The sequence below is a fragment of the Rahnella woolbedingensis genome (genome assembly GCF_003602095.1).
GTDB classification, from domain to species: Bacteria; Pseudomonadota; Gammaproteobacteria; order Enterobacterales; family Enterobacteriaceae; genus Rahnella; species Rahnella woolbedingensis.
In genome coordinates this window covers 78,717-103,692 of record NZ_RAHH01000003.1, presented here as the reverse complement: position 1 = coordinate 103,692, position 24,976 = coordinate 78,717, and the positions used below count along the sequence as shown (strand labels likewise).

18 protein-coding genes are annotated in these 24,976 nt (G+C 53.2%); 6 read left to right on the top strand and 12 right to left on the bottom strand.

Going from position 1 to position 24,976, the window contains the following annotated elements:
* Positions 1–74: 74 nt before the first annotated feature.
* Positions 75–2,288: a mechanosensitive channel protein gene (ybiO, locus tag D6C13_RS02890; RefSeq protein WP_244212623.1), complete on the top strand. Its 2,214-nt coding sequence runs from the start codon at positions 75–77 to the stop codon at positions 2,286–2,288.
* 59 nt (positions 2,289–2,347) lie between these two features.
* Here ybiO and D6C13_RS02885 read toward each other — a convergent pair whose 3' ends face one another.
* Positions 2,348–3,658, bottom strand: coding sequence for a methyl-accepting chemotaxis protein (locus D6C13_RS02885; RefSeq protein ID WP_120131338.1), 1,311 nt, complete (start codon positions 3,656–3,658; stop codon positions 2,348–2,350).
* Between the two features lie 336 nt (positions 3,659–3,994).
* Entirely contained in the window at positions 3,995–4,969 is a 975-nt protein-coding gene (gene rlmF / locus D6C13_RS02880; protein ID WP_120131337.1) for a 23S rRNA (adenine(1618)-N(6))-methyltransferase RlmF, read from the bottom strand.
* 206 nt (positions 4,970–5,175) lie between these two features.
* Between rlmF and D6C13_RS02875 the strand changes: the two genes are divergently transcribed.
* Positions 5,176–5,805: a flavin reductase family protein gene (locus tag D6C13_RS02875; RefSeq protein WP_120131460.1), complete on the top strand. Its 630-nt coding sequence runs from the start codon at positions 5,176–5,178 to the stop codon at positions 5,803–5,805.
* An 86-nt stretch (positions 5,806–5,891) separates the two neighbouring features.
* Here the strand turns inward: D6C13_RS02875 and D6C13_RS02870 are convergent, their stop codons facing one another.
* From D6C13_RS02870 to dinG, 4 genes are all read right to left on the bottom strand, one after another.
* Complete coding sequence (locus D6C13_RS02870) at positions 5,892–7,754, bottom strand: M3 family metallopeptidase (RefSeq protein WP_120131336.1); 1,863 nt, start codon at positions 7,752–7,754, stop codon at positions 5,892–5,894.
* A gap of 112 nt (positions 7,755–7,866) precedes the next feature.
* On the bottom strand, positions 7,867–8,208 hold the full coding sequence (locus D6C13_RS02865) for a zinc ribbon domain-containing protein YjdM (protein WP_120131335.1): 342 nt from the start codon (positions 8,206–8,208) through the stop codon (positions 7,867–7,869).
* Between the two features lie 318 nt (positions 8,209–8,526).
* Positions 8,527–9,489 carry a DNA-binding protein YbiB gene (gene ybiB / locus D6C13_RS02860; protein WP_120131334.1) on the bottom strand — a complete coding sequence of 321 codons (963 nt, stop codon included), beginning with the start codon at positions 9,487–9,489 and terminating at the stop codon, positions 8,527–8,529.
* A 44-nt stretch (positions 9,490–9,533) separates the two neighbouring features.
* On the bottom strand, positions 9,534–11,708 hold the full coding sequence (dinG, locus tag D6C13_RS02855) for an ATP-dependent DNA helicase DinG (RefSeq protein WP_120131333.1): 2,175 nt from the start codon (positions 11,706–11,708) through the stop codon (positions 9,534–9,536).
* Positions 11,709–12,031: 323 nt separating this feature from the next.
* Here dinG and ompC point away from each other — a divergent pair, with 323 nt between their 5' ends.
* Positions 12,032–13,132 (top strand): porin OmpC, encoded by a 1,101-nt coding sequence (gene ompC, locus D6C13_RS02850; RefSeq protein WP_120131332.1) that lies wholly within the window; start codon positions 12,032–12,034, stop codon positions 13,130–13,132.
* A gap of 107 nt (positions 13,133–13,239) precedes the next feature.
* Here the strand turns inward: ompC and D6C13_RS02845 are convergent, their stop codons facing one another.
* On the bottom strand, positions 13,240–14,484 hold the full coding sequence (locus tag D6C13_RS02845) for a cytochrome c biogenesis protein DipZ (RefSeq protein ID WP_120131331.1): 1,245 nt from the start codon (positions 14,482–14,484) through the stop codon (positions 13,240–13,242).
* A gap of 296 nt (positions 14,485–14,780) precedes the next feature.
* Here D6C13_RS02845 and D6C13_RS02840 point away from each other — a divergent pair, with 296 nt between their 5' ends.
* A complete protein-coding gene (locus D6C13_RS02840) occupies positions 14,781–15,587 on the top strand; it encodes a 5'-nucleotidase, lipoprotein e(P4) family (RefSeq protein WP_120131330.1) in 807 nt (268 codons plus the stop codon).
* Between the two features lie 624 nt (positions 15,588–16,211).
* Here D6C13_RS02840 and D6C13_RS02835 read toward each other — a convergent pair.
* From D6C13_RS02835 to yieE, 4 genes are all read right to left on the bottom strand, one after another.
* Positions 16,212–17,045, bottom strand: a complete 834-nt coding sequence (locus D6C13_RS02835) for an ABC transporter ATP-binding protein (RefSeq protein ID WP_120131329.1) — start codon at positions 17,043–17,045, stop codon at positions 16,212–16,214.
* Positions 17,045–18,127, bottom strand: coding sequence for a FecCD family ABC transporter permease (locus D6C13_RS02830; RefSeq protein WP_120131328.1), 1,083 nt, complete (start codon positions 18,125–18,127; stop codon positions 17,045–17,047). The genes D6C13_RS02835 and D6C13_RS02830 overlap by 1 nt, the downstream gene beginning before the upstream one ends.
* Before the next feature lie 248 nt (positions 18,128–18,375).
* Positions 18,376–19,851 (bottom strand): amino acid permease, encoded by a 1,476-nt coding sequence (locus D6C13_RS02825; protein WP_120131327.1) that lies wholly within the window; start codon positions 19,849–19,851, stop codon positions 18,376–18,378.
* 131 nt (positions 19,852–19,982) lie between these two features.
* Positions 19,983–20,855: a DNA-binding transcriptional regulator YeiE gene (gene yieE, locus D6C13_RS02820; RefSeq protein WP_120131326.1), complete on the bottom strand. Its 873-nt coding sequence runs from the start codon at positions 20,853–20,855 to the stop codon at positions 19,983–19,985.
* Positions 20,856–21,045: 190 nt separating this feature from the next.
* Here yieE and D6C13_RS02815 point away from each other — a divergent pair, with 190 nt between their 5' ends.
* Both D6C13_RS02815 and nfo read left to right on the top strand, forming a co-directional pair.
* Entirely contained in the window at positions 21,046–22,158 is a 1,113-nt protein-coding gene (locus D6C13_RS02815) for a YeiH family protein (RefSeq protein ID WP_244212622.1), read from the top strand.
* 90 nt (positions 22,159–22,248) lie between these two features.
* On the top strand, positions 22,249–23,115 hold the full coding sequence (nfo, locus tag D6C13_RS02810; RefSeq protein ID WP_120131325.1) for a deoxyribonuclease IV: 867 nt from the start codon (positions 22,249–22,251) through the stop codon (positions 23,113–23,115).
* Positions 23,116–23,260: 145 nt separating this feature from the next.
* Here the strand turns inward: nfo and fruA are convergent, their stop codons facing one another.
* Positions 23,261–24,961 carry a PTS fructose transporter subunit IIBC gene (gene fruA / locus D6C13_RS02805; RefSeq protein ID WP_120131324.1) on the bottom strand — a complete coding sequence of 567 codons (1,701 nt, stop codon included), beginning with the start codon at positions 24,959–24,961 and terminating at the stop codon, positions 23,261–23,263.
* Positions 24,962–24,976: the final 15 nt, after the last annotated feature.

Here is a 24,976-nt window from a genome sequence, read left to right as displayed (position 1 = left end):
ACCCTTAGGCGGCCATACGCCGATTAACCGCTATTTTTGAGAGAGGAACCATGCCGCATAACGACAGGACTCCGTTGGCTCACCGCATCCAAACACAAACATACCTTTATTCCATCTTGTTGTTCATCACGCTGGCCCTGTTCAGCGCCTTCAGCCACGCGGCGGAACAACCTGCCGGAGCGGATCAACAAAAAGCCTCTTACACCGCGCTGGCCGATATCCTTCAGGATGATAAAGCCCGTGCGCAGCTGATCGCACATTTGCGTGAAGCGGCTAAAGCAGACCCCGCGGCCACGAGCCCGTCAGCGAAGACGCCAGAACCTAAACCTGCACAGATTTCTCTGATCGACGAACTGGTCGATACCTCGCAAGGCGCCATTGCTCAATTTAAAGAGCGGGTGCATAAAATGAAAGCCCTCATAGATTCCGGTCCTCAGCACCATTTTAGCGCTGACAAATTTTTCTCAGCGTTGGGCTATTTCCTGCTGACCGTTGTAGTCACCTTCGCTTTCTTCCATCTGATCCGCAAACTGGTGGGCCCGCTTTACGTGCGGTTTGGACGTTGGGGAAATAGCGCCCGATTGAAACAAGCGCACTGGTATCAGCTGCCTGCCAGTATTCTTGGCGCTTTTGCCATCGATCTGGCCATTTTGCTGTTGACCGTCGCCGCCGGAAATCTGTTTACGCAATACATGAACGGCGGCAGCGCAATGATTGCGCGTCAGGAAGCGCTTTTCCTGAGTGCTTTTGCGGTGATTGAATTCTTCAAGGCCTTCTTACGACTGATATTTTCCCCCGGTTTCAGTCATCTGCGCCCCTTCCCGCTGACTGACGTGACAGCCCGCTACTGGAATACCCGGCTTGCCTGGGTCAGCGGTCTGATAGGCTATGCGCTGATGGTCGGCGTGCCGGTCGTCGCCACGCAAATCAACTACACTACTGCCGCCGTGGTCAATTTTGTGGTGATGCTGGCGCTGACTGTCTATGCCAGCTGGCTGATCCTGCACAACAGACGCACCATTAACCGCGAATTCAATTTGCTGGCCGAACGGTCAATGGCGTTTTTCAGCGTCATCCTGCGCGCGCTGGGGCGTGTCTGGCATCTGCTGGCAGTCAGCTACTTCGTGGTGCTGTTTTTCCTGTCACAGTTTGATTTTGCCGGCAGTCTGCAATTCATGATGACCGCAACGCTGAAAAGCCTGATGGTGATAGCGCTCGGCGCACTCCTGTCAGGGCTGCTTTCCCGCTGGATCAACCGCCGCATTACCCTGCCGGACGACATAAACCGCCGTTATCCGTTGCTGCAAAAACGCATTAACTCGTATATTCCGGCAGGTCTGAAAATCATCCGCGTGCTGGTGGTGCTCAGTGTGACGCTTTCGCTGCTCGATGCCTGGCACATCTTTAATCTCAATCACTGGTTTATGACCGATACCGGCGAGAAGATGATCAGCGGGCTGGGGCATATCCTGTTTATCCTGTGCTTTGCGATAGTCGGCTGGACATTGCTCGCGAGCATGATTGAGCACCGTCTGGGGCAGGAACTGAGTAACGGCACGCGACCAAGTGCCCGCGAGAGAACGTTGCTGACGCTGTTCCGTAATGTACTCGCCATTGTGATTTGTACGATCACCGTAATGATTATGCTCTCGCAAATCGGCCTGAATATCGCGCCTCTGCTGGCCGGTGCCGGTGCGCTGGGTCTGGCGGTCAGCTTCGGTGCGCAAACGCTGGTGAAAGATGTGATCACCGGGATTTTCATTCAGTTTGAAAACGGGATGAATACCGGCGAATACGTGACTGTTATGGGGATCACCGGCACGGTCGAAAGTATGACTATCCGCTCCATTGGCCTGCGCGACATTTACGGCGTATTCCATATAGTCCCGTATTCGTCGATCACCACACTTTCCAATTACGAACGTGAGTTCGGCGTATACCGCGCCGCTTATAACGTCAGCCGCGATGAAGATGTCGATCAGGCTGATGCCGTACTGCGCCAGGCAGTGGAAGAGTTGCAGCGGGATGAGAGCATCAAACCGTTGCTCATCGGCGAACCGATCTTCCAGGGCGTCGTCGGGTTGGGCGATCAGTTCTTCACGATACGTGTGCTGGTGCGCACGAAAGCGCTGGAACAATGGACGGTGCAGTACGCGCTGGACAGGCTGGTGAAGATCCACTTCGAGAAAGCCGGCATTGTGATGCCAAGACAGGCCGTGCAGATATATCGGGATGAAACGGGTGCTGGCGGTGAGGGCACCTTACCGGTTGCTGGGCCCGTACGGTAAGGCATGAGGATATGTCGTTCTGCTCCTCCCCGTGCGAAGGGGGAGGAGCGAAACGATAATTAGTGCCTTGTCTGCCCCTGCTCCCCCGTCATAACGGAAAACTCCGCCATCATCCGTACCAGATCCTGCATCCCAAGATTGACCTGATTGATAACATCCCCGGCATTGCGGCTCAGCGCTACGCCACCGCCTGCGCGGTTCACGCAGTTCCCCATGCCATCAATCGCCGCCATCACGCCATCGCGGATGCTTTGCGTCAGTTGGTCAATTTCAACGGCGGCTTTGCGGGACTGATCGGCAAGCGAGCGGACTTCCCCGGCGACCACGGCGAATCCCCTGCCCTGTTCACCGGCGTGTGCCGCTTCAATCGTCGCGTTTATGGCCAGCAAATTGGTCTGGGAGGAAATTCTGCGGATGGTATCGACCATTTCGCCAATGCGTTCTGAGGTCTGTCCCAGTTGCCCGATAATCTCAGAAGTACGGCGCGCCAGCGCTTCCACTTCCTGCATATCTTCCACCGCTTTCTGCACGATAGTGACGCCCTCGGCGGCGGTTTTATCCGTCGTCAGCGAAAGCTCATGCACGTGCGTCATCATATTTTCCTGCTGGCGCTGCTGGGCCATCTGGCTGGTGATGTCCTGGGCGATTTTGACAATTTTTACCACTTTGCCGTCATCGTCGATAACCGGGTTATAACTCGCCTCCAGCCAGATTGCCTGACCACGGCCATTCATACGCTCGAAACGTCCGAGAATAAACTCACCGTTGCGCAGGCGTTGCCAGTGGTTGCGGTAATCATGAGAATCGCGATATTGCGCAAGACAAAACATCGAATGGGGATGGCCTTTAATTTGTTGCAGAGAATAACCCATGACTTTCAGGAAGTTATTGTTTGCAGAAATCACATGACCGTCGGGTGTAAAAGTTATCAGCGCCATTGAACGTTCCAGCGCCTGAAGAATTCCCTGGTGTTCGTGAGATTCATTAATTCTTTCGGAGACATCACTGGCAATTTTAATTATTTCAGTGACTTTGCCTTGTTTATTTTTGACAGGTACATAGGTCGCTTCCAGCCAGATTAAGTTTCCGTTTTTTTGTACGCGTTTAATATTTCCGCTGACCGACTTTCCCTGCCGCAAACCTTCCCAGTGCAAACGATAGGCATCGCTGGCAACAAACTCTGGCGTACAGAAAATCCGGTGAGGCTGACCAATCACCTCATTCCTGTTGTACCCCATGCTGTTCAGAAACAGGTCGTTGACCTCAAGCACCACGCCTTCTGGCGTGAAAGCGATCATCGGAACTGCCTGCTGAATAGCAGCGAATTTATCACGCCATGCCGTACTAAACTGATGAGAAAATAATTGCATAGGACAGACACCCTGTGGCTGATAACGTGAATTAATGCGCAATCGCAATTAATTGGAATAAACACGTGCTAATTCCCGCAGGTTATTAGTCATGTCACTAATAAACCACGAAACATTAGTCTGGCCCCTGGGTGGGTGGCAGGAGGGTTGCTCAGGCAGTCAAAACATGATGCGGTGAAAAATAAAGTCACGCGCAAAATCATTACTCTGTTAATTAATCAACTTTCTTATAGTGAATTAAGCATAATTTATTCCACTGAAAAAGAAAGGGGCCACGGGACTATTTTTGCAGCCTGTTCATTATCAGAGGAACAGGCTGCAATAAGGCAATTTATACTATGAACGAACTGACCAGCGTTTGATTGCCCAGCTTTTTTGCTGTGAAGGGGTCAGGAATGTCCAGGCCACGAAGCGGCTGATCTTGTTTCCGTGAACCATTTCGATGGTGCGGACATCGGTTGCACCCTCTTCACTCAGGGCGTCATACAGTAATGGTAACGTAGTTTTTTTAGAAACCAGCACCGTGTACCAGAAACAGTTCTGCGCTTTACCGGCGCTCTCCTGTGCCATGCGAACCACAAACGCTTCTTCGCCGCCTTCACACCACAGTTCATTGTGCTGACCGCCAAAGTTCAGTTCCGCAGTGCCGGCACGACGATCCAGACCGAGATTCTGACGTTTACGCTGACTGCCTGATGCCGCATCCGCTGCCGAAGCATGGAATGGCGGATTACACAGCACCGCATCATAACGCTCGTCATGACGGATAATCGTGTCGAGGATGCGCGGCGGTTTAGCCTGTAAACGGAAACGCACCTGATTCGTCAGTTGCGGATTGGTCGCCACAATTTTCTTTGCCGCAGCCATGGAAACCGCATCAATCTCGCTGGCGGTGAAACGCCAGCCATATTCACGCAGACCGATAATCGGGTAAATACAGTTAGCGCCCACACCGATATCCAGCACGGAAATGTCTTTACCCTGCGGAATATTGCCGTTGTTGCTGCCCGCCAGTAAATCGGCCAGATGGTGAATATAATCCGCACGTCCGGGGATTGGCGGACACAAATAATCTGCGGGAATATCCCAGTTTTCAATCTGATAGCAATCGCGCAGCAGGGCACGATTCAGGGCTTTGACGGCCTGAGCATTGGCGAAATCTACGGACAAATCGCCCCATTTATTTTCGACAACAAACGGTGCCAGTTCCGGGCTGCTGGCAATCAGGGCCGGGAAATCATAGCGGTTGCGATGACGATTTCGCGGGTGAAGACCGCTTTTTTCCTGAGGGAAGACTTTCTTTTTTTCCACCTGAGTGACTCTCCGAAAGGTGTGCGCGACGCATAAAATATGCGATGGGGCGTTTGATAATCATGAATGGCGCACAAGATACCACAAAGCGCCGCCGCCTGCCGGATGCATGCAGGATGAAGCGGGCACATAAAAACCGTCAACGCCTGAATAAATCGGGTAATGTACAAATCATAGTCTTTATGAATTATTTGCTGAGGAAAATCATGAGTACTGATGAGCGCTACTATTACGAACCGGCCAAAGGCCACGGTCTGCCGCATGATCCGCTAAATGCTATCGTGGGTCCGCGTCCGATTGGCTGGATTTCCTCCCGCAATGCTGCCGGACAGCGTAATCTGGCCCCTTACAGCTTCTTTAACTGCTTCAATTACCGCCCGCCGATCATTGGCTTTGCCAGCAGCGGCTGGAAAGACAGCGTGGCGAATATCGTTGAAACCGGGGAATTCGTCTGGAATCTCACCACCCGGCCGCTGGCGGTGAAAATGAACGAAAGTTCTGCCTCGCTGGAACACGGCGCAGATGAGTTTGATTTTGCAGGTCTGACGCCACAACCGGGAACACGGGTTGCCGCCGATCGCGTACTGGAAAGCCCGGTGAATTTTGAGTGCAAACTGACGCAGTGCATTCAGCTGAAAACGGCGGCCGGTGGTGATATTGATACCTGGCTGGTGCTGGGCGAAGTGGTTGCCGTACATATCGCGCCGCATCTGCTGGTTGACGGCATTTATCAGACCGCGCTTGCCGAACCTGTCTTGCGCGCCGGTGGCCCTTCGGCCTACTACGGTATTTCTGAAGATTTACGCTTTGATCTGATACGTCCCGACGCCCGCTGAGTTCTGATCTTCAGCCTAAAAAAAAGCCACCGCGCGATTTACACCGCCGGTGGCTTTTTCATTAAGGGGATGATTTCTTACCGTAGCTATTTATTCTCGTAGTTCTGCTCAACGAAATCAGCGAAATCCTGACACATCGCATCATCACCGTCGGCGCTGTCCGCCAGGATCAGAGCGCCATCCACCACGCGGATGTGCACATTCAGATCGAAATCTGCTTCCGGCTGCTCACGCGCAGAAGCTTTTTCAATCGTCTGCTGCGCATCTTCCCACGCACCATCAATGGTCTGATTACAGGCCTGCGCCAGATAATCCGGATTAAATCCTTCGCCGGTCAGGCTGCGCAACGTATCGTCGTGACTGACGCTGTTGCCCGGCGTCCAGTAATGCTTCGCCAGATCCGGGCCAATAGCCGGATTGTCAGTCAGATAGCCATCGCGTTTGAGGAAGAACGCACGGGTCTGTTCCACGGCCATCATCGCCAGCAGATAACCCTGATACGAACAGGCGGATTCCATAGAAAGCAGATGAGGAATTGCCAGCGTCGGACGCGGGCTGCCGGTCACGCCAAGAATATGCGTTTCGACGTCACGCGCCAGCGCGGTCATCGCTTCCGGCGTGCGTTTTTCATCCGGCCACTGATACAGCTGCCATTCGAAATACGGCACCAGCAAAATATGGCGCTCATTGAACGAACGCATCGGCTGACGGGCTTCAATACTGGCGCGGATCAGTTCATCCGGCACCGGCTCCCCGGCGGTATTTTTCGCGTAACGCTTCAGCCAGTCTGCGTCTTCAAGCAAACTGTCGCAGAACATAGACTGCGTTTCAGCATACGCCATCGACGTCGGCGGGAATTCCTGCGAGAAACACGGCGCATTCTGACGGATATTGGCGAAATGCGCCGCATGGCCTCCTTCATGGAACAAGGTGTTCAGGCCAATCGCACCGCTGCCAATCTGGTCCGGTTTTGCCAGGCTGGTAAAGTTAATCACCGCTGGCACCCATTTGCCGTTGTCATAAAACGGCGGCACCGGCCCGTGCATAAAACCGTTCTCGTATTTGCCTTCGCGAACCAGCAAATCCAGCTGCATTTCTGCCCCGTTAAAACCGATATTCAGACGCTTAAAACTGTCTATCCAGCGACGCAGGGAATCGGCGAACGGGAAGTAAGGATCGAGCTGACGGGTGACGTCACCGGCGCTGGCGAAACGGATATTCCACGGCAGCAATGCGGCATCGCCTTCGCGCGCCACCAGCTCATTGAGGCTGCGCGTGTTGCTTTCACGGGTGCGTTCTTCGAAACGGTCGAGAATGGCGAATAACTGTTCCGGCGACATGCGCTCGGTTTTATTCACTTTATAGTCGAAATAGTTGCGGTAACCGAGCTGACGGGCAAAACGGTTACGCAGGCCGATCAGTTCAGGCAAACCGTTGTGCAGCAGCCATTCTTCCAGCTCGCGCAAGGCATTTTGCGAGCTGCGGCGGTAGGATTCATTTTCGTTATTGGCCTGATTGGTCAGCAGTTCACCGAGAGAGGCATTGACGCGCTCACCTTTACTGTTGATGTGGGTCATGCGGTACTGCTTGCGCTTACCAAACAGCACGGATTCGGCCTGAATGATTTCATCCATCAGCGCCTGAGCTTTTGAGTCTTCAATCACGTTACAGTCGAAGAAATTCAGCCAGCCGCGCAGACCATGAAGCAGCGCATCACGTTCGTCACCGGCACTCTCTTTTTCTGCACGGGCGATAGCGTCACGTAATTCTTTCGGGCGGGAAGGTTCAGCGATAAAACGTTTGTAGGCGGTTTCGGCAGCGGAGAAAGCGTCGGAGACATTTTCATCACCCGTGCCCATGTAGTTTTGCCAGAACAAGTTTTCTTTGTCCTGATGCACTTTGAGGTAATCGCGATTGAGGGCGTTAAAATAGTCCTGAGCCTGTTTCATGTAATCTTCTCTGCTGAATGTTAAAGAGATTTTACATTGAGTGTATGTTCGCAAAGCGGTTATGTCGATATGGCAAAACCGCTTTTGAGCGTCAGGCAGGATTGTGCGGAGATCAGTTTTTCTTCACGAACTCTGATTTGAGTTTCATCTGGCCAAAACCGTCAATTTTGCAGTCAATATTGTGATCGCCTTCGACCAGACGGATACCCTTCACTTTGGTGCCGATTTTCAGCATCGAAGAACTGCCTTTAACTTTCAGGTCTTTGATTACGGTGACTGAATCGCCATCCGCCAGCAGATTACCGTTGGCATCGACGACTTTCAGTACATCGTCTTCTACGCCGTTTTCACCGCTCATTGACCAGACATGTCCACATTCAGGACAGTTAAGCATTTCACCGTCCTGCCAGGTAAATTCAGACTGACACGTCGGGCAAGCTGGCAACGTTTCCATATTTAAATCTCCATAAAAATTTATAAAAAAACCAATAAAATCATGAAATAGATTCCGTAGTCTCTCTATTTTAGTCTTTAACCACACTTTTGAACAGGGTAAGGCGAGTTTTACGCGACTGAAATGAGGCTAAACGCAGGAATTATAGAGTAATACGGACTATTTTTTAGAGTCTCCCCCTGTGAAGGGGGGCGGGCGGGAGGGGGTATTAAAAGGAAATGAATGTTTAAGCACACTTTAACGCCTGATTTTGACCTTAACACCCCCCAACCCTGCCCTTCGCAGGGGAGGGAGTTGACCGGGTTTGCTAAAACGTAATCAGAAAATCTGATCCACAATCATTTTGGCTTCAACCCTGTCACCACTCACTTCTGCGGCCACCAGACAACACGCCAGCTGATTGAGGATCGCCTGCGGGATATCACGCTCGCCTTTCAGGCATTCCTGAATGTAGTTCACGGTGGTTTCGACGTCTTTACCAGCCGGTACATCCGCAGCAAATATCTCTTCCTTTTCGGCCAGCACGCTCAGTTCGCCACCGGTGATAAAGTGCGTCTGCGGGAAACGTGACGGGTTAGCATAAACCTCCCCTTCTGTCCCCTGCGTCAGCAGCGCGCGGCCGTCAATCTGGCGGAAAAACGAGGAAACACGCTGGATATACTCGGGATGGGAAACGCTGGATAAGCGCAACGCATCCTGCCCGATGAACGGCGTGATAAGCTTCGCCAGCGTATGGCTGCTGTTACGCACGCCCATCTGCCAGCGCAGTGACAGCTGCTTTTCGATTGGCGCACACATCACTGAGATCGGCACAAACACCGGGCCGTTACCGGTATCAAGCTGCTGCTGAGCCTGTTGCTGGTTTTGTGCCGCGTCGATACCCAAAGCACGGAAAATCTCCGCGCTGGTGATACGGGTCGGATCTTCGTCAACGCCATGCACCACGACCGGCAAACCAAGACGGCTAAGCAGCACCGCCAGCAACGGCGTGAGATTCGCCTGTTTGCGCGCGCCGTTATAGGTTGGGATCACCACCGGCAGCGGACGGTTTTCCGGTGCCTGTAAACGCATAACGCGCTCTTGCATCGCGGCATAAAACCCGAGCATCTCTTCTTCCGCCTCGCCTTTAATTCGAAACGCAATCAGCAGCGCACCCAGTTGCAAATCAGGCACTTCACCGGCCAGAATTTCGCGGTACAACGCAAGCGACTGCTCACGATCCAGATCACGGGCATGATTTTTTCCACGGCCCACTTCTTTAATGAGTTTGGTGTAATCCATCGTAGCGTTACCTTCTCTGTGTAATGACTTTTCTTCAGGAGTAATTATCGCCGGCGGGCGCGACGGCGAACCGGATCTTTCTTCACCGTTTTCAGGATGTCAGGACGTTTCACCGAACCGGGCGCAGGCATCTCGCGCTGTTCAATCGGAAACACCGGCAGCGCCGCAAGCAGGCGCGAACCGTAGCTTTTGGTCAGCAGCCGTTTGTCATAAATCACAATTTCGCCGGTACATTCATGGCTGCGGATGAGACGCCCGACCTGCTGGATCAGGTTGAAAGACGCGCTCGGTAAACTCTGAACTTCAAACGGATAGCGTTTCAGCGTTTTCAGCCACTCGCCTTCGGTCAGGATCACCTGGCTGTCGATCGGCGGAAACGCAATTTTATGAATATGCACCTGTGTCAGCAATTCACCTTTCAGATCTAAACCTTCGGCGAACGATTGCAGGCCAATCAGCACGCTGGTGGTGCCTGCGGCTACGCGCTTGCGGTGCTCCTCGACCAGCCGGTAACGTGGCTGATCGCCCTGCACCAGCAGCATCAGACGCAAGTCCGGCAGCAGGGAGACAAATTGTTGCAACGCGCGGTTGCTGGCGAACAATACCAGCTGGCCGGTGTGTTGCCCTTTTGCCAGTTCGGCGCGGAAGAAATCGGCCATTTCCTGCAAATGTGCCGCTTCATTGGCCATCACCGGCTCGAGCGTCATTTGCGGGATCACCAGTTTACCCTGCGTAATATGGCTGAACGGCGAATCCAGGCTGACGAAATGATCGCCGGCTTTTTCCGTCAGGCCGGTCATTTCCTGCAAACGGGAAAAACTATTCAGCGAGCGCAGCGTCGCAGAGGTAATCACCACATGCGGCACTTTTCGCCACAGCATTTTTTCCAGCTGCTCGCTCACGCGGATCCCCGCGCAGTGGAACACCAGATGCGTCTGGTTATCGAAATAAGTTCGCTTCACCCATTTGCCGATCGGCGCGTTAGAGGCTTTTTCCAGCGCCGCCAGCCGCCACAATTTGCTCATGGTTTCGAGATAGCCCTGCATCCGGCTCATGTGCAAAATCGCCCGGTGCAGACGCATAATGTCGTGCTTGCCGGTTTTCTCGCTCAGATCATTCACCATGTATTCCGCCAGGCTGCGCAGACCATCGGTAAGTTTGAACAGGCGGCTGCACTGCTCTGTCAGTTCCGGCGGCAATAAGCCCAGCTCGAAACGATATTCCGCTTCCGGCTCATCCGGTGGCAAATACTGGCTCACGGCCTGTTCAATCGAAAGCAGCAGTTCGCGCATTTCCGCACAGTGATTATGCAGACGCTCAGCGTTAGTCAGCGGCGGCGGATTTTTCGGCGTAAACAGCGCCAGACATTGCTCAATCTGACGCACAAAATTATCGAGTTGCAGGTTGTTCCACATGGCGGTGATTTCAGCGTCGACTTCCAGCGCATCGCGGGCGACTTCCGGCAGATGATGTCCTTCGTCGAGCACCAGCAGCAGGTCTTTCGCCGGTGGCAGCACCGATTCTGATTCCAGCGCCGCCATCACCAGCGCATGGTTAGTGACCACCACGTCGGCACTTTCAATCTCTTTGCGCGCCACAAAATACGGGCATTCACGAAAATAATGGCAGTTACGGCTCAGACAGTTGGCTTTGTCTGTACTGATTTTTATCCACAGCGGATCGTCGATGGTTTTCTGATAGTGATCGCGTAAACCGTCCCACTCGTAGCGTGAGAGCGCGGTTTCCAGCGTTTTACACAGTTTCTGTTCTTCGCCGCTGGAAGGCGCCAGCTCGTCACCAAGAAATAATCCCAGATCGCCCTGCGCATTTTCATTGCTCATCGCCGCCAGATTTCGCGGACACACGTAACGCCCGCGGCCAAAAGCGCCGGTGAATTTCAAATCAGGAATAATTTTTTTCAGCAGCGGTAAGTCTTTGCTGAAAATCTGATCCTGCAACGCCACGTTCGCCGTGCTGACGATCAGTGGCTTTTCTTCCTCACGGCTGACCGCAATGCCGGGAATAAGATAGGACAGCGTTTTCCCGACGCCGGTCGGCGCTTCGATGGCCAGATGCCGTGCAGAATCCCCCGAGAATGCCTTCGCCACCTCTGCAATCATCTGACGTTGCGGAGCGCGGGAAATGAAATCCGGGATTTGCTGTTGCAGGGCTTTGTACCACTGGCTTATCTGATTTTTTACTGCGGGGGAAAGCGCCATGCATCTCTTTTTTTGTTGGAGGTGAGACAGGAATGTCCCAGCTATTGTCCCACAGACCGGCTTCTGGCGCAGCCCGAAATCTTGGTTAAGGGCATTTCCTGTGGTTTAAATTTATGCAGAAAAAAAGGAGGACGTGTAAAAAAAGAAAAAGTTCATTTCTGACTGTCATAAATTGATCACAAATATACGGTAAAAAACTCTCGCTGAGAAAAATCCGAGCCCATACGGAATGCACAGCAAAAATGATGAACAGCGTCTTTTCACAAGACTTCATATAAAGCTTTATTGAAAAGCTTTTAATAAAGAATGCAGGGTAAAAATTAATGAAACTTAATATTCTGGCACTTTTGATTCCTGGCTTACTGATTGCATCAGGAGCTAACGCAGCAGAAATTTACAACAAAGATGGCAACAAACTGGATCTGTACGGAAAAGTCAAAGCAGAACATTATTTCTCTGATGACAATACCCAGGACGGCGACCAGACTTATGTACGCATGGGCTTTAAAGGCCAGACACAAATTAACGATCTGATGACTGGCTATGGCCAGTGGGAATATCAGGTTGCTGCTAACCACTCCGAAGCACAAGGGACTACCGGTACTAAAACCCGTCTCGGCTTCGCAGGTCTGAAATTCTCTCAATACGGTTCTTTCGACTACGGTCGTAACTACGGCGCACTGTACGACATCGAAGCCTGGACCGATATGTTCCCTGAGTTCGGTGGCGACGGCTATACCAAGGCTGACCGCTTCATGACGGGCCGTGCAAACGGCGTGGCGACTTACCGTAACCGCGGTTTCTTCGGTCTGGTTGATGGCCTGAATCTGGCTGTTCAGTACCAGGGCAAAAACGAAAACGACAGCCGTACCAGCACCACCGCTAACGGTGACGGCTACGCGCTTTCTGCCACTTATGCCTTCGGCGATACCGGCATCAGCGCCGGTGGTGCTTACTCGTCTTCTGACCGTACGGTTGGCCAGACCTCTGCACGTTATGGTCAGGGTGACAAAGCCGACGCATGGACTGGCGGTCTGAAATATGACAATAACGGTGTTTATTTAGCCGCTATTTATGCTGAAACCCGCAACATGATCGGTATTTCCGTTCCGGGTAGCCTGGCGGGTACTGCGGCATCTGTTAGCGGTTACGCAAATAAAACACAGACTTTCGAAACCGTCGCGCAATATCAGTTTGATTTCGGTCTTCGTCCGTCACTGGGTTATGTTCAGACCAAAGCTAAAGATATTGAAGGCATCGGCGATGCTGACCTGGTTAAATATATCGACGTTGCAGCAACCTATTATTTCAACAAGAATATGTCTACCTTCGTTGATTATAAAATCAACCAGCTGAGCGATGACAATACTCTGAAATTGAATAACGACGATACCGTGGCTGTTGGCCTGGTGTATCAGTTCTAAAAAAGGCGTTTCACCACCTCATTATTATTCTCTGTCTTGAAATTCTTCGGCCGGACTCACCCTCCGGCCTTTTTTATTTTTGTCATTTTCGATCTGCAACTGTTTGGCTACACTTTACTCCCCGCCTCACTCAGCAGTTCCTGGATGACACGCTCAGACTGTGCATAATCGCCTTCACCGATATGCATGTAGCGAATGTGCCCTTTGGCATCGATGAAATAATGGGCTGGCCAGTAGTTATTTTTGTAGGCATTCCAGACAGTAAAGTTGTTATCAATCGCTATCGGGTAATCGATCCCCAGTTTGGCGGCTTCTTTCTTCACGCTTGCAGGGTCTTTTTCAAAGGCAAACTCTGGTGAATGTATGCCAATAACCACCAGCCCCTGTTCACGATATTTTTTCGCCCATGCATTAACGTAGGGTAATGAACGCTGGCAGTTGATGCAGCCGAATGTCCAGAAATGCACCAACACGACTTTACCCCGCAGCTCCTGTGGCGTAAGCGGCGGAGAGTTTAACCATTGAACCACGCCGGTCAGAGGCGGCATTTCACCTTGATCCTTCAGCACGGGTAATTCCTCTTTAATCGGAGTCAGCGCCGCCTTCGTCTCTTTGATTTTCGGCAGCTCAGGCGTACCCAGTTTCTGTAACAGTTGCTCTTCAATTGGCGCAGTTGGCAACAGGGAAACACGCGCCAGCACGCCCCGATCCAGCCCTAATGAGATGGCTAAAACACCCACCAGCATCAATCCCCCCAACACACGTCGTAATCCGCTCACATTTCCAGATGATTTTTTCATGGCTAATAGCACCTTATTTCCGGTCAGTAATACCAGAGCCAGCGACGTCGCCGCCCCGGCCGCATATGAAAGAAGTAAAAAACTGGAGCCGATGTTCGCCCCCTGAATAGCCGCGCCGGTTAATACCAACCCGAGGATCGGCCCGGCGCACGGCGTCCACAACAGACCGGTCGCTACGCCGGATAACAGCGCTCCCCCAATGCCCTTTTGTTCTCCGACTGCAGAGGTGTTGAGTAAGCGATTACCGGCAGCCACCCACGGGCGGAAAATCCGTTCGGCCAGTTGAGGGAATAAAAGTGTGAGGGCAAATAACGCCATAAAAGCCAGAGCCAGCGTCCGCCCATACTGGTTCGCGGCGATGGTCCATTCACCGCTGACGGCGGCTAGCGAGGCGAAAGCCGTAAAAGTCAGCGCCATCCCGGCCAGCATAGGCAAGCCGGAGCGTTTGAAGGATTGCCCTGAATGGGAAAAAATGAAGGGCAGAATAGGTAATATACAAGGGCTGGCAATGGTCAACATGCCGGCCAGATAACCAAGAATAATCGCTAGCATCGTAATCCCTCGTTTGCTTCAGTAGTTTCATTCCACCCTTTTGGAACAGACTAAGGGATCACTTATTACCAAATCCTCTGCGAGCCTTAACATATTCGTGATAGATCAGTCTCAGCGCGCAGCAGTCTGATCTAACTCCTGACATGTCACTGGCCGTATTATTGTTTCCTGACTGACCCATTTTTCGATACATCTCGCGTAACACGCCATTTATCCTTCCACACCCCGCTGAATCTGCTACAGTTTTAACGATTTTCATGAATGCGAATCTTTCTTAACAAGACTAGGGATGACGAATGAATAAAATTTCGCTTTGCACCACCAGTGCCTTAATCATGCTGGCCCTCAGCGGCTGCGCACAGCAAAAACCGGATGCCCAACAGAAACTGAACGATCAGTCGGTGATGGCGCTGAACTGGTTCCAGCAATCTGGCGAATATCAGGCGCTGGCGTATCAGGCTTTTAACACGGCGAAAATGGCGTTTGATAACGCACAGCCGCTGGCCGGGCAGAAGAAAGCCGTCGTCGTGGATCTTGATGAAACCATGCTTGATAACAGCGCATACAGCGCGTGGCAGGTGAAAGCGAATAAGCCATTCGACAGCAAAACCTGGTCCCAGTGGACGGCAGCCCGTCAGGCTACAGCCGTGCCCGGTGCGGTCGAATTTGCCAATTACGTCAACACGCATGGCGGCACGATGTTCTACGTGTCTAACCGCAAAACCAGCGAATATGCAGCAACACTCGACAACATGAACCGTCTGGGCTTTACCGGCGCCAATGAAAAAACCATGCTTTTGAGTTCAGATACGTCGAACAAACAGGCCCGTTTCGATTCCATTAAAGCGGCGGGTTATCACGTGGTGATTTACATCGGCGACAACCTGAATGATTTCGGTTCCGCGACCTATCATCAGGGCAATGAACAGCGCCGTGCGTTTGTGAATCAGAACCATCAGCACTTCGGCACGCAATATATCGTGCTGCCAAATCCGCTGTACGGCGACTGGGAGAGTGGTCTGGCGAAGGATTACAACAAGCTGACACCTGAGCAGAAACTGAATGCGCGGGACCAGAATCTGAAGGCGTGGAACGGGAAATAGGCTTTTAGAAAGCTGACAAATCTTTCACTTGCAGTGAGGGCTTGATCGAGAATATTTCGGTTTTTTAAGCGCAGCGATCACTTATCGCGCTGCGCCAAAACCGCCCAAGAGAGGGAAGTGCTTTCCCTCTCTTGGATCTCTCCCCGCTTTATCAACACGCGCTCCGCTCGCTGGCTATATTCCAGTTATCCCTGCGACAGGCTGGAAATCTTGCCGCTGCGCGGTGCCTTCTCTCGGTCCTGAAGCCTTTGGTCTTCAGGCCGCTCCGTTCAGCAAGATTTCTGAATCGCCCGCAGCATTTTAAAAAGATTAAAAAAGTGAGGTTGTGAAGTATAAACCTGAGGCCGGTTCCAAAATACCGCCGGAGGAGAGGTGAAAAACCGCGTGTCTTTTTACGCGGGTTGTAACCCGAACGGAGGGAACCGCGCAGCGGCGGGGTTTTGCGGCTATCGCTGTGGCTTATGAAACATAGCCAGCGAGCGGAGCGCGCAGTGAAAGAGCCTGGGGGGTCTTGGGGGGTGGCGGCGACAGGCCGCCCCCCAAGTCGGTGTGGGCCGACGCCCACGACCTTGAATTTGAATTTGAATTTGAATTTAAAGCCCGTGTGGGTGGCAACCCACAAAATTACCCAATATCCCCTACCAGCCCGTCTATCAGTATCTGCGGTGTCCCCTGCGAGCAGCGCTCAATCCTGCCCCGCACGCCGTAAACCTGCGCCAGACTTTCCGGCGTGATCACCTCTTCCGGTTCGCCATCGGCAATCAGATTGCCGTCTTTGAGCATCAGCACGCGGTCACCGTGGCGCAGCGCGATATTGATGTCATGCACCACCACGACGGTGACGATATTGCGTTTCTGCGTTTCCTGACGAACCAGATCCATCACGTGGAACTGATAGTTGAGATCCAGCGCGCTGAGCGGTTCGTCGAGCAGCAATAATGAAGGCTGGCGGATCAGGGATTGTGCCAGACCAACCAGCTGTTTCTGACCGCCGGAAAGCTGATCGAGATAACTCAGCGCCAGATGCTCGATCCCCAGTTGACGCAGCAGCGTCATCACTTTATCAGTGCCTTCGGAGGCTTTACCTTTTCCCCCTGAGGCTCGTTGCGCCACGATAATGGATTCCAGCACGTGCAGATGCACACCCGCGGGCAGGGTTTGCGGCAGGTAAACCACCTGTTCGGCGCGGCGCGCAAAAGGCATCGGCATTAAATCATGACCGTCGAGCAACAACTGCCCTTCTGCCCGGTTCAGTCCGGCGAGTGAGCGGAGTAATGTCGATTTTCCGCTGCCGTTTGGTCCGAGCAAAACCGTGATTTTGCCACGTGGCAGCATCGGGACATTGAGATGGCGGATCACATGGCGCTTCGGGTAGCCCGCATTGAAATCGCGGATTTGCAGCCCCTGCGTTGCGGCATTCAGTAAATCTTCAGGACGCGTTTCGGGCATTGCAGACATCAGACGTTCCCCCGGTGACGAAGAATAATACTCAGGAAGAACGGCACACCGACCAGCGAGGTGACGATACCCACCGGTATGATGACACCCGGCACCAGATTTTTAGAGGCCACCGACGCCATTGAAAGCACCAGCGCACCAATCAGCGCACTGGCTGGCAGGTAGAAACGGTGATCTTCACCAAACATCAGACGGGCGATGTGCGGCGCGACCAGACCGATAAAGCCAATCGGACCGACAAACGCCACCGCCAGTGCGGAAAGAATACTGATACGCAGCAAGGTGCCGAGGCGCAAACGACGCACGTCGATACCAAAACTTACCGCGCGATCTTCACCCAGACGCAGCGCCGTCAGCTTCCACGCGCTCATCATCGACCACGGCAACAGAATCAGGAAAGCCAGCAGCATCACACCCAGTTTTACCCACGAGGCGCGCGCCAGACTGCCCATCGTCCAGAATACCAGCCCCTGCAGGGTGTCTTCGGTGGCAATAAACTGCATCAGTGAAACCAGCGCGTTGAAGGTAAACACCAGCGCAATACCAAACAGCACCACGCCGGAACTGGCGACACGTGTCCAGCGCGTAATGCCATCGAGCATCAGGGCGGCCAGCAGCGCAAAGATAAAGGCGTTGGCAGAGATAAACCACTGGTCGGGAATGCCCGGAATACCGATACCCAGCACAATCGCCAGCGCCGCGCCGAACGCCGCCGCAGAAGACACACCCAGTGTGAACGGACTGGCCAGCGGGTTATTGAGAATGGTCTGCATTTCCGCACCGGCAAGACCCAGCGACATGCCGACCGTCACGGCCATCAGCGCGTAAGGCAGGCGGATATCCCAGACTATGACACGCGTACCCGGATCGGCTGCCGCCGCATTAAACAGGGTTTTCCACAGCGTACCGAGCGACAACCCCGAAGGCCCCATAATGAAATCAATCACCAGTGAGACGACAATCGCCAGCACCAGCACCAGCATGATTAACAGACGGCGGCGGACGATATTCCGGTATCGTCCCATCACGCCATCCGGGGCGTTGCCTTTCACCGCCAGCGCGGGTTCGGTAGTTGCACTCATTTTCGCTTCAATCTCATTAAGTTAAAAACTTACGGCGGGAGTAGATGTTGTGCTATTCCCAATGAAAGGGAACAAATGATAATAATTATCAATGTGTTTTGCAAAACCTATCAGACGCGGACATTAAACGTAGCGGTAACAAAGCATTATGTTCTCCACTCTCCTTTATTAAATTGCAGATACAAAAAAGCGGAGCCTGAGCTCCGCTTTCAACGATCTGTTTTCAACGACCTGAATGTCCCTGCCGGTTACTTATCGACATGTTCCGGGAATTCCATCTCGCTGTATTTCACTACTTTAGTGCCTTTGGTCAGCTTGTAGCCGAACCAGATGATCAGGAACAGCGGCAAACCGATGTAAGTCGCGGCCACGCCATACCAGTCAATGGTGTCTTTCATAAACGCCTGATAGTTTTGCCCCAGCGTAATAATCAGACACAAAACAAAGGCGAAAATCGGACCGAACGGGAAGAAGCCAGACAGATATGGCAGTTTCTTCAGGTCGCGACCTTGCGAGACATAACCACGACGGAAACGGTAATGACTTACCGCAATACCCAGCCAGGCAATGAAACCGGTCATCCCGGAGGTGTTCAGCAGCCACAGGTAAACGGTCTGATTACCAAACATTGAACTCAGGAAGCACAATGCAGCCACAATCGTGGTGGCATACAGCGCGTTACGCGGCACACCGCCTTTCGACAGTTTAGCGAACATGCGCGGCGCTTTGCCTTCGCTTGCCAGCGTAAACAGCATGCGGGTAGACGCGTACATCCCGGAGTTACCGGCAGACAGCACGGCAGTCAGGATAACCGCATTCATTACCGCCGCCGCGGACAGCAGACCCGCATTGCGGAACACCAGCGTGAACGGGCTGACCGAGATATCGCCGACTTCGTTACGCAGCAGATTCGGATCGGTATAAGGAATGATCAGGCTGATAACCAGAATCGCCAGAATATAGAACAGCAGGATACGCCAGAATACCTGACGAACCGCACGCGGGATGTTCTTGGCCGGGTTTTCAGATTCACCGGCTGCGACGCCAATCAGTTCGGTACCCTGGAAGGAGAAGCCGACTATCATCGCCACGCCTATCATCGACGCAAAGCCGCCTGCAAATGGCGCATCACCGATAGCCCAGTTATGCCAGCCAGCCGTTTCGCCGCCGCGCATAATGCCGGTGATCATCAGAACGCCCACGGCGATAAAGATGATGACGGTGACCACTTTGATCAGCGAGAACCAGTATTCCGCTTCGCCAAAACCGCGAACAGAGATGTAATTGAGCAAGAAGATCAGCCCAAGGAACAAGGCGCTCCAGATCCAGCCCGGCGTGTCAGGGAACCAGTAGTTCATCACCAGTTGTGAGGCAACCAGGTCAACCGCGATGGTGACAGCCCAGTTGTACCAGTAGTTCCAGCCGAGTGCGAAACCGAAGCCTTCTTCTACATAGCGGGAACCGTATGTGGAGAATGAGCCGGATACCGGCATGAACGCCGCCAGTTCACCCAGACTTGTCATCAGGAAGTAAACCATGATGCCGATTAATGCATAGGAGAGCAGCGCGCCACCCGGCCCTGCCTGTGAAACTGTCGCACCCGATGCGACGAATAAACCCGTACCAATTGAACCGCCGATGGCGATCATCGTTAAGTGACGTGCCTTCAGCTCGCGACGCAGTGTGGGAGCCACCTGCGTATTTTTTGTAGGTTGTTGAGCCATTTTTACCCTATATCCGCTCGTCATGTGGAAATTTAAGCGCGGATTGTAGCAAAACCTGCCGCTCTGAATAGCAGGAACGACCTGTTATAAGACACCTTCATAACAGGCCGTGGATCATTAGCGAAAGACCGTTATTGGGCTTCGCGGCAATAGGTCAAAAAGCGCGATAACGCGCCGGAGATGTGTTTCTGGCGATGATGTATAAGGTAAAGTTTGCGCACCAGCGGCGCCACCGGCAGGTGAATTTCCACCAGTGACCCGCTGGCCAGCTGCTCCGCAATCACCCGTCGGGAAAGGCAACTGATACCAATTCCGTGACGCACGGCGTGCTTGATGGCCTCAGAATTCCCCAGTTCCATCACCAGATTGAAATCGGGCAATTGCGGTAACAGCAGATGATCGAGCACTTCGCGGGTACCGGAACCGCGCTCACGTAAAATCCACGGTTCCCGCGCCAGCGATTCGAGCGAAACAACCTGCCCCACCAGCGGATTTTCGGGAGCAACGAACACCACCAGCTCATCGTCCAGCCAGGGCTGAGTGATCAACTCCGGCATCTGACACGGGCCTTCGATAAGACCCAGATCGACACGAAAATCTGCCACCGCATTAATGACGTCGTTAGTGTTGCCGACGTTCAGTTCCAGCGGCGTATCAGGGAAATCCAGCCGGTAACCGGCAATCATCGCCGGCAACATGTAGTTGCCAATGGTGCTGCTGGCGCCAATACGCAGCGAGCCGTTGTCCTGATTAAACAGACGTTCGATTTCACCCGCCTGTTCCAGCAAGGCCAGGGCTTTCGGATACAGCAGACGCCCGTGCTCATTAATTACCAGCCGCTTCCCGACACGGTCAAATAACTGCACGCCGAGCTGCCCTTCGATATCGGCCAGTGCGGCACTGACCGCCGATTGTGATAATGAAAGCACAACCGACGCCTGCGTGGTCGAACCGCTTTTCAGCACCTCGGCGAAAACTTCAAGTTGTCGCAATGTTATGTGCATAAATGTCCCGCTGTTCTCATGCGCCAGACTGCACGCTTGTTCTCTTGAGTATAGACCTTTGCCTTGCAGGTCTCTTTTGAATGGATTCTTTATACCAGTTTTTCAGATAGGTTATAAAGTTATAATCTATTTCATTTTTATATAAGCGCGGCGTAGCCTTATGTCATCACTCCTGAACGAGGAACGGACGATGACCCAATTTTCACTCAATAAAAGCGACACGCTTAAACATGATGTTGAACAGCCTGCGCTGCAAAAACATGGCGGATACAGCCGCCTGAGCCCAGGTCTGGTGCTGACCGGCGCGATTACCGGACTGGCAGTCTGGTTAAGCAATTTCCCGTCCCTGAGCCATCTCGGTCTCAGCGCGCTGACGCTGGCGATTGTTATCGGGATGGTGGTCGGCAACACGGTTTATCCCGCAGCCAAACCCTGGTGCGACAGCGGCGTCACGCTGGCAAAACAGCGGCTGCTGCGTCTGGGGATTATCCTCTACGGCATGCGCCTGACGTTCGCGCAAATCGCCGATGTCGGCGCAACCGGGATCCTTATCGATGCCATGATGTTGTGCTCCACCTTCGCCCTTGCCTGCTGGCTGGGACAACGGGTATTTAAATTAGACCGCGATACGTCGATGCTGATTGGCGCGGGCAGCAGTATCTGTGGTGCTGCCGCCGTGATGGCCACCGAACCGGTGCTGGATGCCAGGGCGGAAAAAGTCACCGTCGCGGTGGCTACTGTGGTCATCTTCGGGACGGCGGCCATCTTCCTGTATCCGTGGCTGTGGCACCTTAATGAGCAATTTCACTGGCTGAGTTTTACCGCGTCACAGTTTGGGATTTACACCGGCTCGACGGTGCATGAAGTCGCTCAGGTTGTAGCAGCCGGTCAGGGTGTCAGTCCGGACGCTGAGAATGCGGCGGTGATAGCCAAGATGATCCGCGTGATGATGCTGGCTCCGTTCCTGCTGCTGCTCTCTGGCTGGAAATCGCGTCGTGAAGTTCAGCAAGGCGGCCAGAACGCCGGTATGCGCAACATCACCATTCCGTGGTTTGCCCTGCTGTTTATTCTGGTGGCGGCGTTCAACTCGCTGGATATTCTGCCGCACAGCTGGATCCCACCGCTGATTACGCTCGATACCGTGTTACTGGCGATGGCGATGGCGGCTCTCGGGCTGACAACGCACATGAGCGCGCTGCGTCAGGCGGGGCTGAAACCGATGCTGCTGGCGGCAATACTGTTCATCTGGCTGATAGTCGGCGGTGCCGGTATCAACCAGCTGGTTCAACATCTTTTTGGCTGATGTTGCGGCTTTTAACACTCCGATGCTGCGCCTCCTGTCCGGAGGCGCTATTATTCGTTGATAAACGCGATGAATAACTGAGGAGCAAAAATGAAGTTTGTGGGAGCACACGTCAGTGCAGCCGGGGGTGTCGATCAGGCGGTATTGCGCGCACATGAGCTGGAAGCCACGGCGTTTGCGCTTTTCACCAAGAATCAGCGTCAGTGGAAAGCGGCTGCTTTGCCGGAAGATGTGATTGAAAAATTCAAACTGGCTTGTGAAAAGTACGGCTACAAGAGCAACCAGATTTTACCGCACGACAGCTATCTGATTAACCTCGGGCATCCGGTGACGGAAGCGCTGGAAAAATCCCGTGAAGCATTCCTTGATGAATTGCAGCGCTGCGAGCAGCTAGGTTTGTCGCTGCTGAATTTCCATCCCGGCAGCCATCTGATGCAAATCGAGGAAGATAAATGCCTCGAACGGATTTCTGAATCCCTGAACATTGCGCTGGATAAAACCAAAGGCGTCACGGCCGTTATCGAAAATACCGCCGGTCAGGGCAGCAATCTCGGTTTCCGCTTTGAACATCTGGCGAAAATTATCGACGGCGTGGAAGACAAAAGCCGCGTCGGCGTCTGCATCGATACCTGCCACGCGTTCGCCGCCGGTTACGATCTGCGTACCGTTGAAGAATGCGAGAAAACGTTTAAACATTTCCACGATGTGGTTGGTTTTAAGTATCTGCGGGGTATGCACCTCAACGATGCGAAAAGCGAATTCAACAGCCGCGTTGACCGCCATCACAGCCTCGGTGAAGGCAATATCGGCAATACCGTGTTCAGTTGGATGATGAAAGATGCCCGTTTCGACGGCATTCCTATGATCCTCGAAACGGTCAATCCCGATATCTGGAAAGATGAAATTGCCTGGCTGAAAGCGCAGCAAAAGTCAGAGAATGACGAAGCCGCAGCATAGGTTTTAGAGTAAATGGGTATTTGAGTAAATGGGTTTTTGAGTAAATTTCGGTTGGCTCCCTCCCGGCTTTTCTGTCACAAGGGAGCAGCAATAAAAAAGGCGCGACATATCATTGTCGCGCCTTTTTGTTTTTAACGACTTGACGTTATGCAGCGGCTTTCGCAGCTAATGCAGCATCTGAACGTTTCAGAATCGCGTAAGCGCCACCGGCCACAACGGTACCGGCGATAATCGCCACCAGATAACCCAGAATCGGAGTAATTGCACCCGGGATTAACAGCACGAACAGACCGCCGTGTGGCGCCATCAGTTGTGCATGGAACGCCATAGACAGTGCACCGGTCAGTGCGCCACCTGCGATACAACATGGCAGAACACGCATCGGGTCACGGGCGGCGAACGGAATCGCACCTTCAGTAATGAAGCACAGTCCCAGCACCATGGCAGCCTTACCACCTTCACGCTCGCCCTGCTCAAACTTCTTACTGGCCAGAACCGTTGCCAGACCCATTGCCAGCGGTGGCACCATACCCGCTGCCATGATAGCCGCCATCGGGCCATACACAGAAGAGCTCAACAATGCCACGCCAAATGCGTAAGACGCTTTGTTTACCGGACCACCCATATCGGTACACATCATCGCACCGAGGATTGCGCCGAGCAGAACCGCGTTCGCTGTACCCAGAGATTGCAACCAGTTGGTCAGGCCAACCATGATTTTAGCCACCGGCGTACCGACGATGTAAATCATCACCAGACCGGTAATCAGGCTCGCGACCAGCGGAATGATCAGGATAGGCTTCAGGGCTTCCATACTTTGCGGTAATTTCAGCTTGCCGCTGATGGCTTTGGCCACATAACCCGCCAGGAAACCGGCGATGATACCGCCAAGGAACCCTGCACCCGTGCTCACTGCCAGCATACCGCCGATAAGACCCGGCGTCAGACCCGGACGGTCAGCGATGGAGAAGGCAATGAAGCCCGCCAGCACAGGAACCATCAGGGCGAAGGCTGAACCCCCACCGATTTGCATCAGCGCAGCCGCCAGCGTGCCTTTCACTTCAAAAGCTTTGATACCAAACACGAAGGACAGCGCGATACAAAGCCCCCCCGCCACTACCATCGGCAGCATGTAAGATACGCCGGTCAGCAGGTGACGATACGGCCCGGTACCGCCCGCTTCTTTTTTCTTCACGCCGGTAGCTGCACTCTGAGATTTCGGCTCAAAGACTTCAGCTTCAACCAATGCTTTATCCAGTTCCTGTTTAGTCTTTTTCAGCGCCAGACCGGTAGAGGTGCGGTACATCGGCTTACCGGCAAATTTCGCCAGATCCACTTCGATATCAGCCGCGACAATCACCAGATCAGCCGCTGCCACTTCTTCTGGCGTGATGGCATTGCCAGCGCCGACGGAACCGCGGGTTTCAACTTTTACCCACCAGCCGCGTTTTTTCGCTTCACTCTCAATGGCTTCAGCGGCCATAAAGGTGTGTGCAACACCGGTCGGGCAGGCAGTGATTGCGACGATACGTTTCGGACCACCCGCAACCGGAGCCGTTACCGCAGCAGCAACCGGCGCAACATACGGTTTGGCTTCGGTCAGCGCACGTTGCAGGAAAGCCTGCGGATTACGTACGGCATCCGCCACATCACCGGTATAAATATTTTTGCCCGCCAGAGCGGCGTCGTTTGGCACAGTTTCACCGGCAACAATGACGACTTCAGCGTCAGCGGCCTGCTCAACGACCTGATGCCCTGCTTTCACAGCAGCGGCAGCAAGCAAATTTTTCGCCAGATGGCTGCGAGCCTGTCCGAGCGAACTGTCTATCATCAGCAGCGTTTTCATTCTGCCTCCTGCGGA

What these genes read in the sequence shown, in the direction of transcription:
- D6C13_RS02885 (WP_120131338.1), bottom strand. Translation starts at nt 3,658, where the DNA reads ATGCAATTATTTTCTCATCAGTTTAGTACGGCATGGCGTGATAAATTC.
- D6C13_RS02875 (WP_120131460.1), top strand. Translation starts at nt 5,176, where the DNA reads ATGAGTACTGATGAGCGCTACTATTACGAACCGGCCAAAGGCCACGGT.
- D6C13_RS02870 (WP_120131336.1), bottom strand. Translation starts at nt 7,754, where the DNA reads ATGAAACAGGCTCAGGACTATTTTAACGCCCTCAATCGCGATTACCTC.
- D6C13_RS02865 (WP_120131335.1), bottom strand. Translation starts at nt 8,208, where the DNA reads ATGGAAACGTTGCCAGCTTGCCCGACGTGTCAGTCTGAATTTACCTGG.
- ybiB (WP_120131334.1), bottom strand. Translation starts at nt 9,489, where the DNA reads ATGGATTACACCAAACTCATTAAAGAAGTGGGCCGTGGAAAAAATCAT.
- dinG (WP_120131333.1), bottom strand. Translation starts at nt 11,708, where the DNA reads ATGGCGCTTTCCCCCGCAGTAAAAAATCAGATAAGCCAGTGGTACAAA.
- ompC (WP_120131332.1), top strand. Translation starts at nt 12,032, where the DNA reads ATGAAACTTAATATTCTGGCACTTTTGATTCCTGGCTTACTGATTGCA.
- D6C13_RS02845 (WP_120131331.1), bottom strand. Translation starts at nt 14,484, where the DNA reads ATGCTAGCGATTATTCTTGGTTATCTGGCCGGCATGTTGACCATTGCC.
- D6C13_RS02840 (WP_120131330.1), top strand. Translation starts at nt 14,781, where the DNA reads ATGAATAAAATTTCGCTTTGCACCACCAGTGCCTTAATCATGCTGGCC.
- D6C13_RS02835 (WP_120131329.1), bottom strand. Translation starts at nt 17,045, where the DNA reads ATGTCTGCAATGCCCGAAACGCGTCCTGAAGATTTACTGAATGCCGCA.
- D6C13_RS02830 (WP_120131328.1), bottom strand. Translation starts at nt 18,127, where the DNA reads ATGAGTGCAACTACCGAACCCGCGCTGGCGGTGAAAGGCAACGCCCCG.
- D6C13_RS02825 (WP_120131327.1), bottom strand. Translation starts at nt 19,851, where the DNA reads ATGGCTCAACAACCTACAAAAAATACGCAGGTGGCTCCCACACTGCGT.
- yieE (WP_120131326.1), bottom strand. Translation starts at nt 20,855, where the DNA reads ATGCACATAACATTGCGACAACTTGAAGTTTTCGCCGAGGTGCTGAAA.
- D6C13_RS02815 (WP_244212622.1), top strand. Translation starts at nt 21,046, where the DNA reads ATGACCCAATTTTCACTCAATAAAAGCGACACGCTTAAACATGATGTT.
- nfo (WP_120131325.1), top strand. Translation starts at nt 22,249, where the DNA reads ATGAAGTTTGTGGGAGCACACGTCAGTGCAGCCGGGGGTGTCGATCAG.
- fruA (WP_120131324.1), bottom strand. Translation starts at nt 24,961, where the DNA reads ATGAAAACGCTGCTGATGATAGACAGTTCGCTCGGACAGGCTCGCAGC.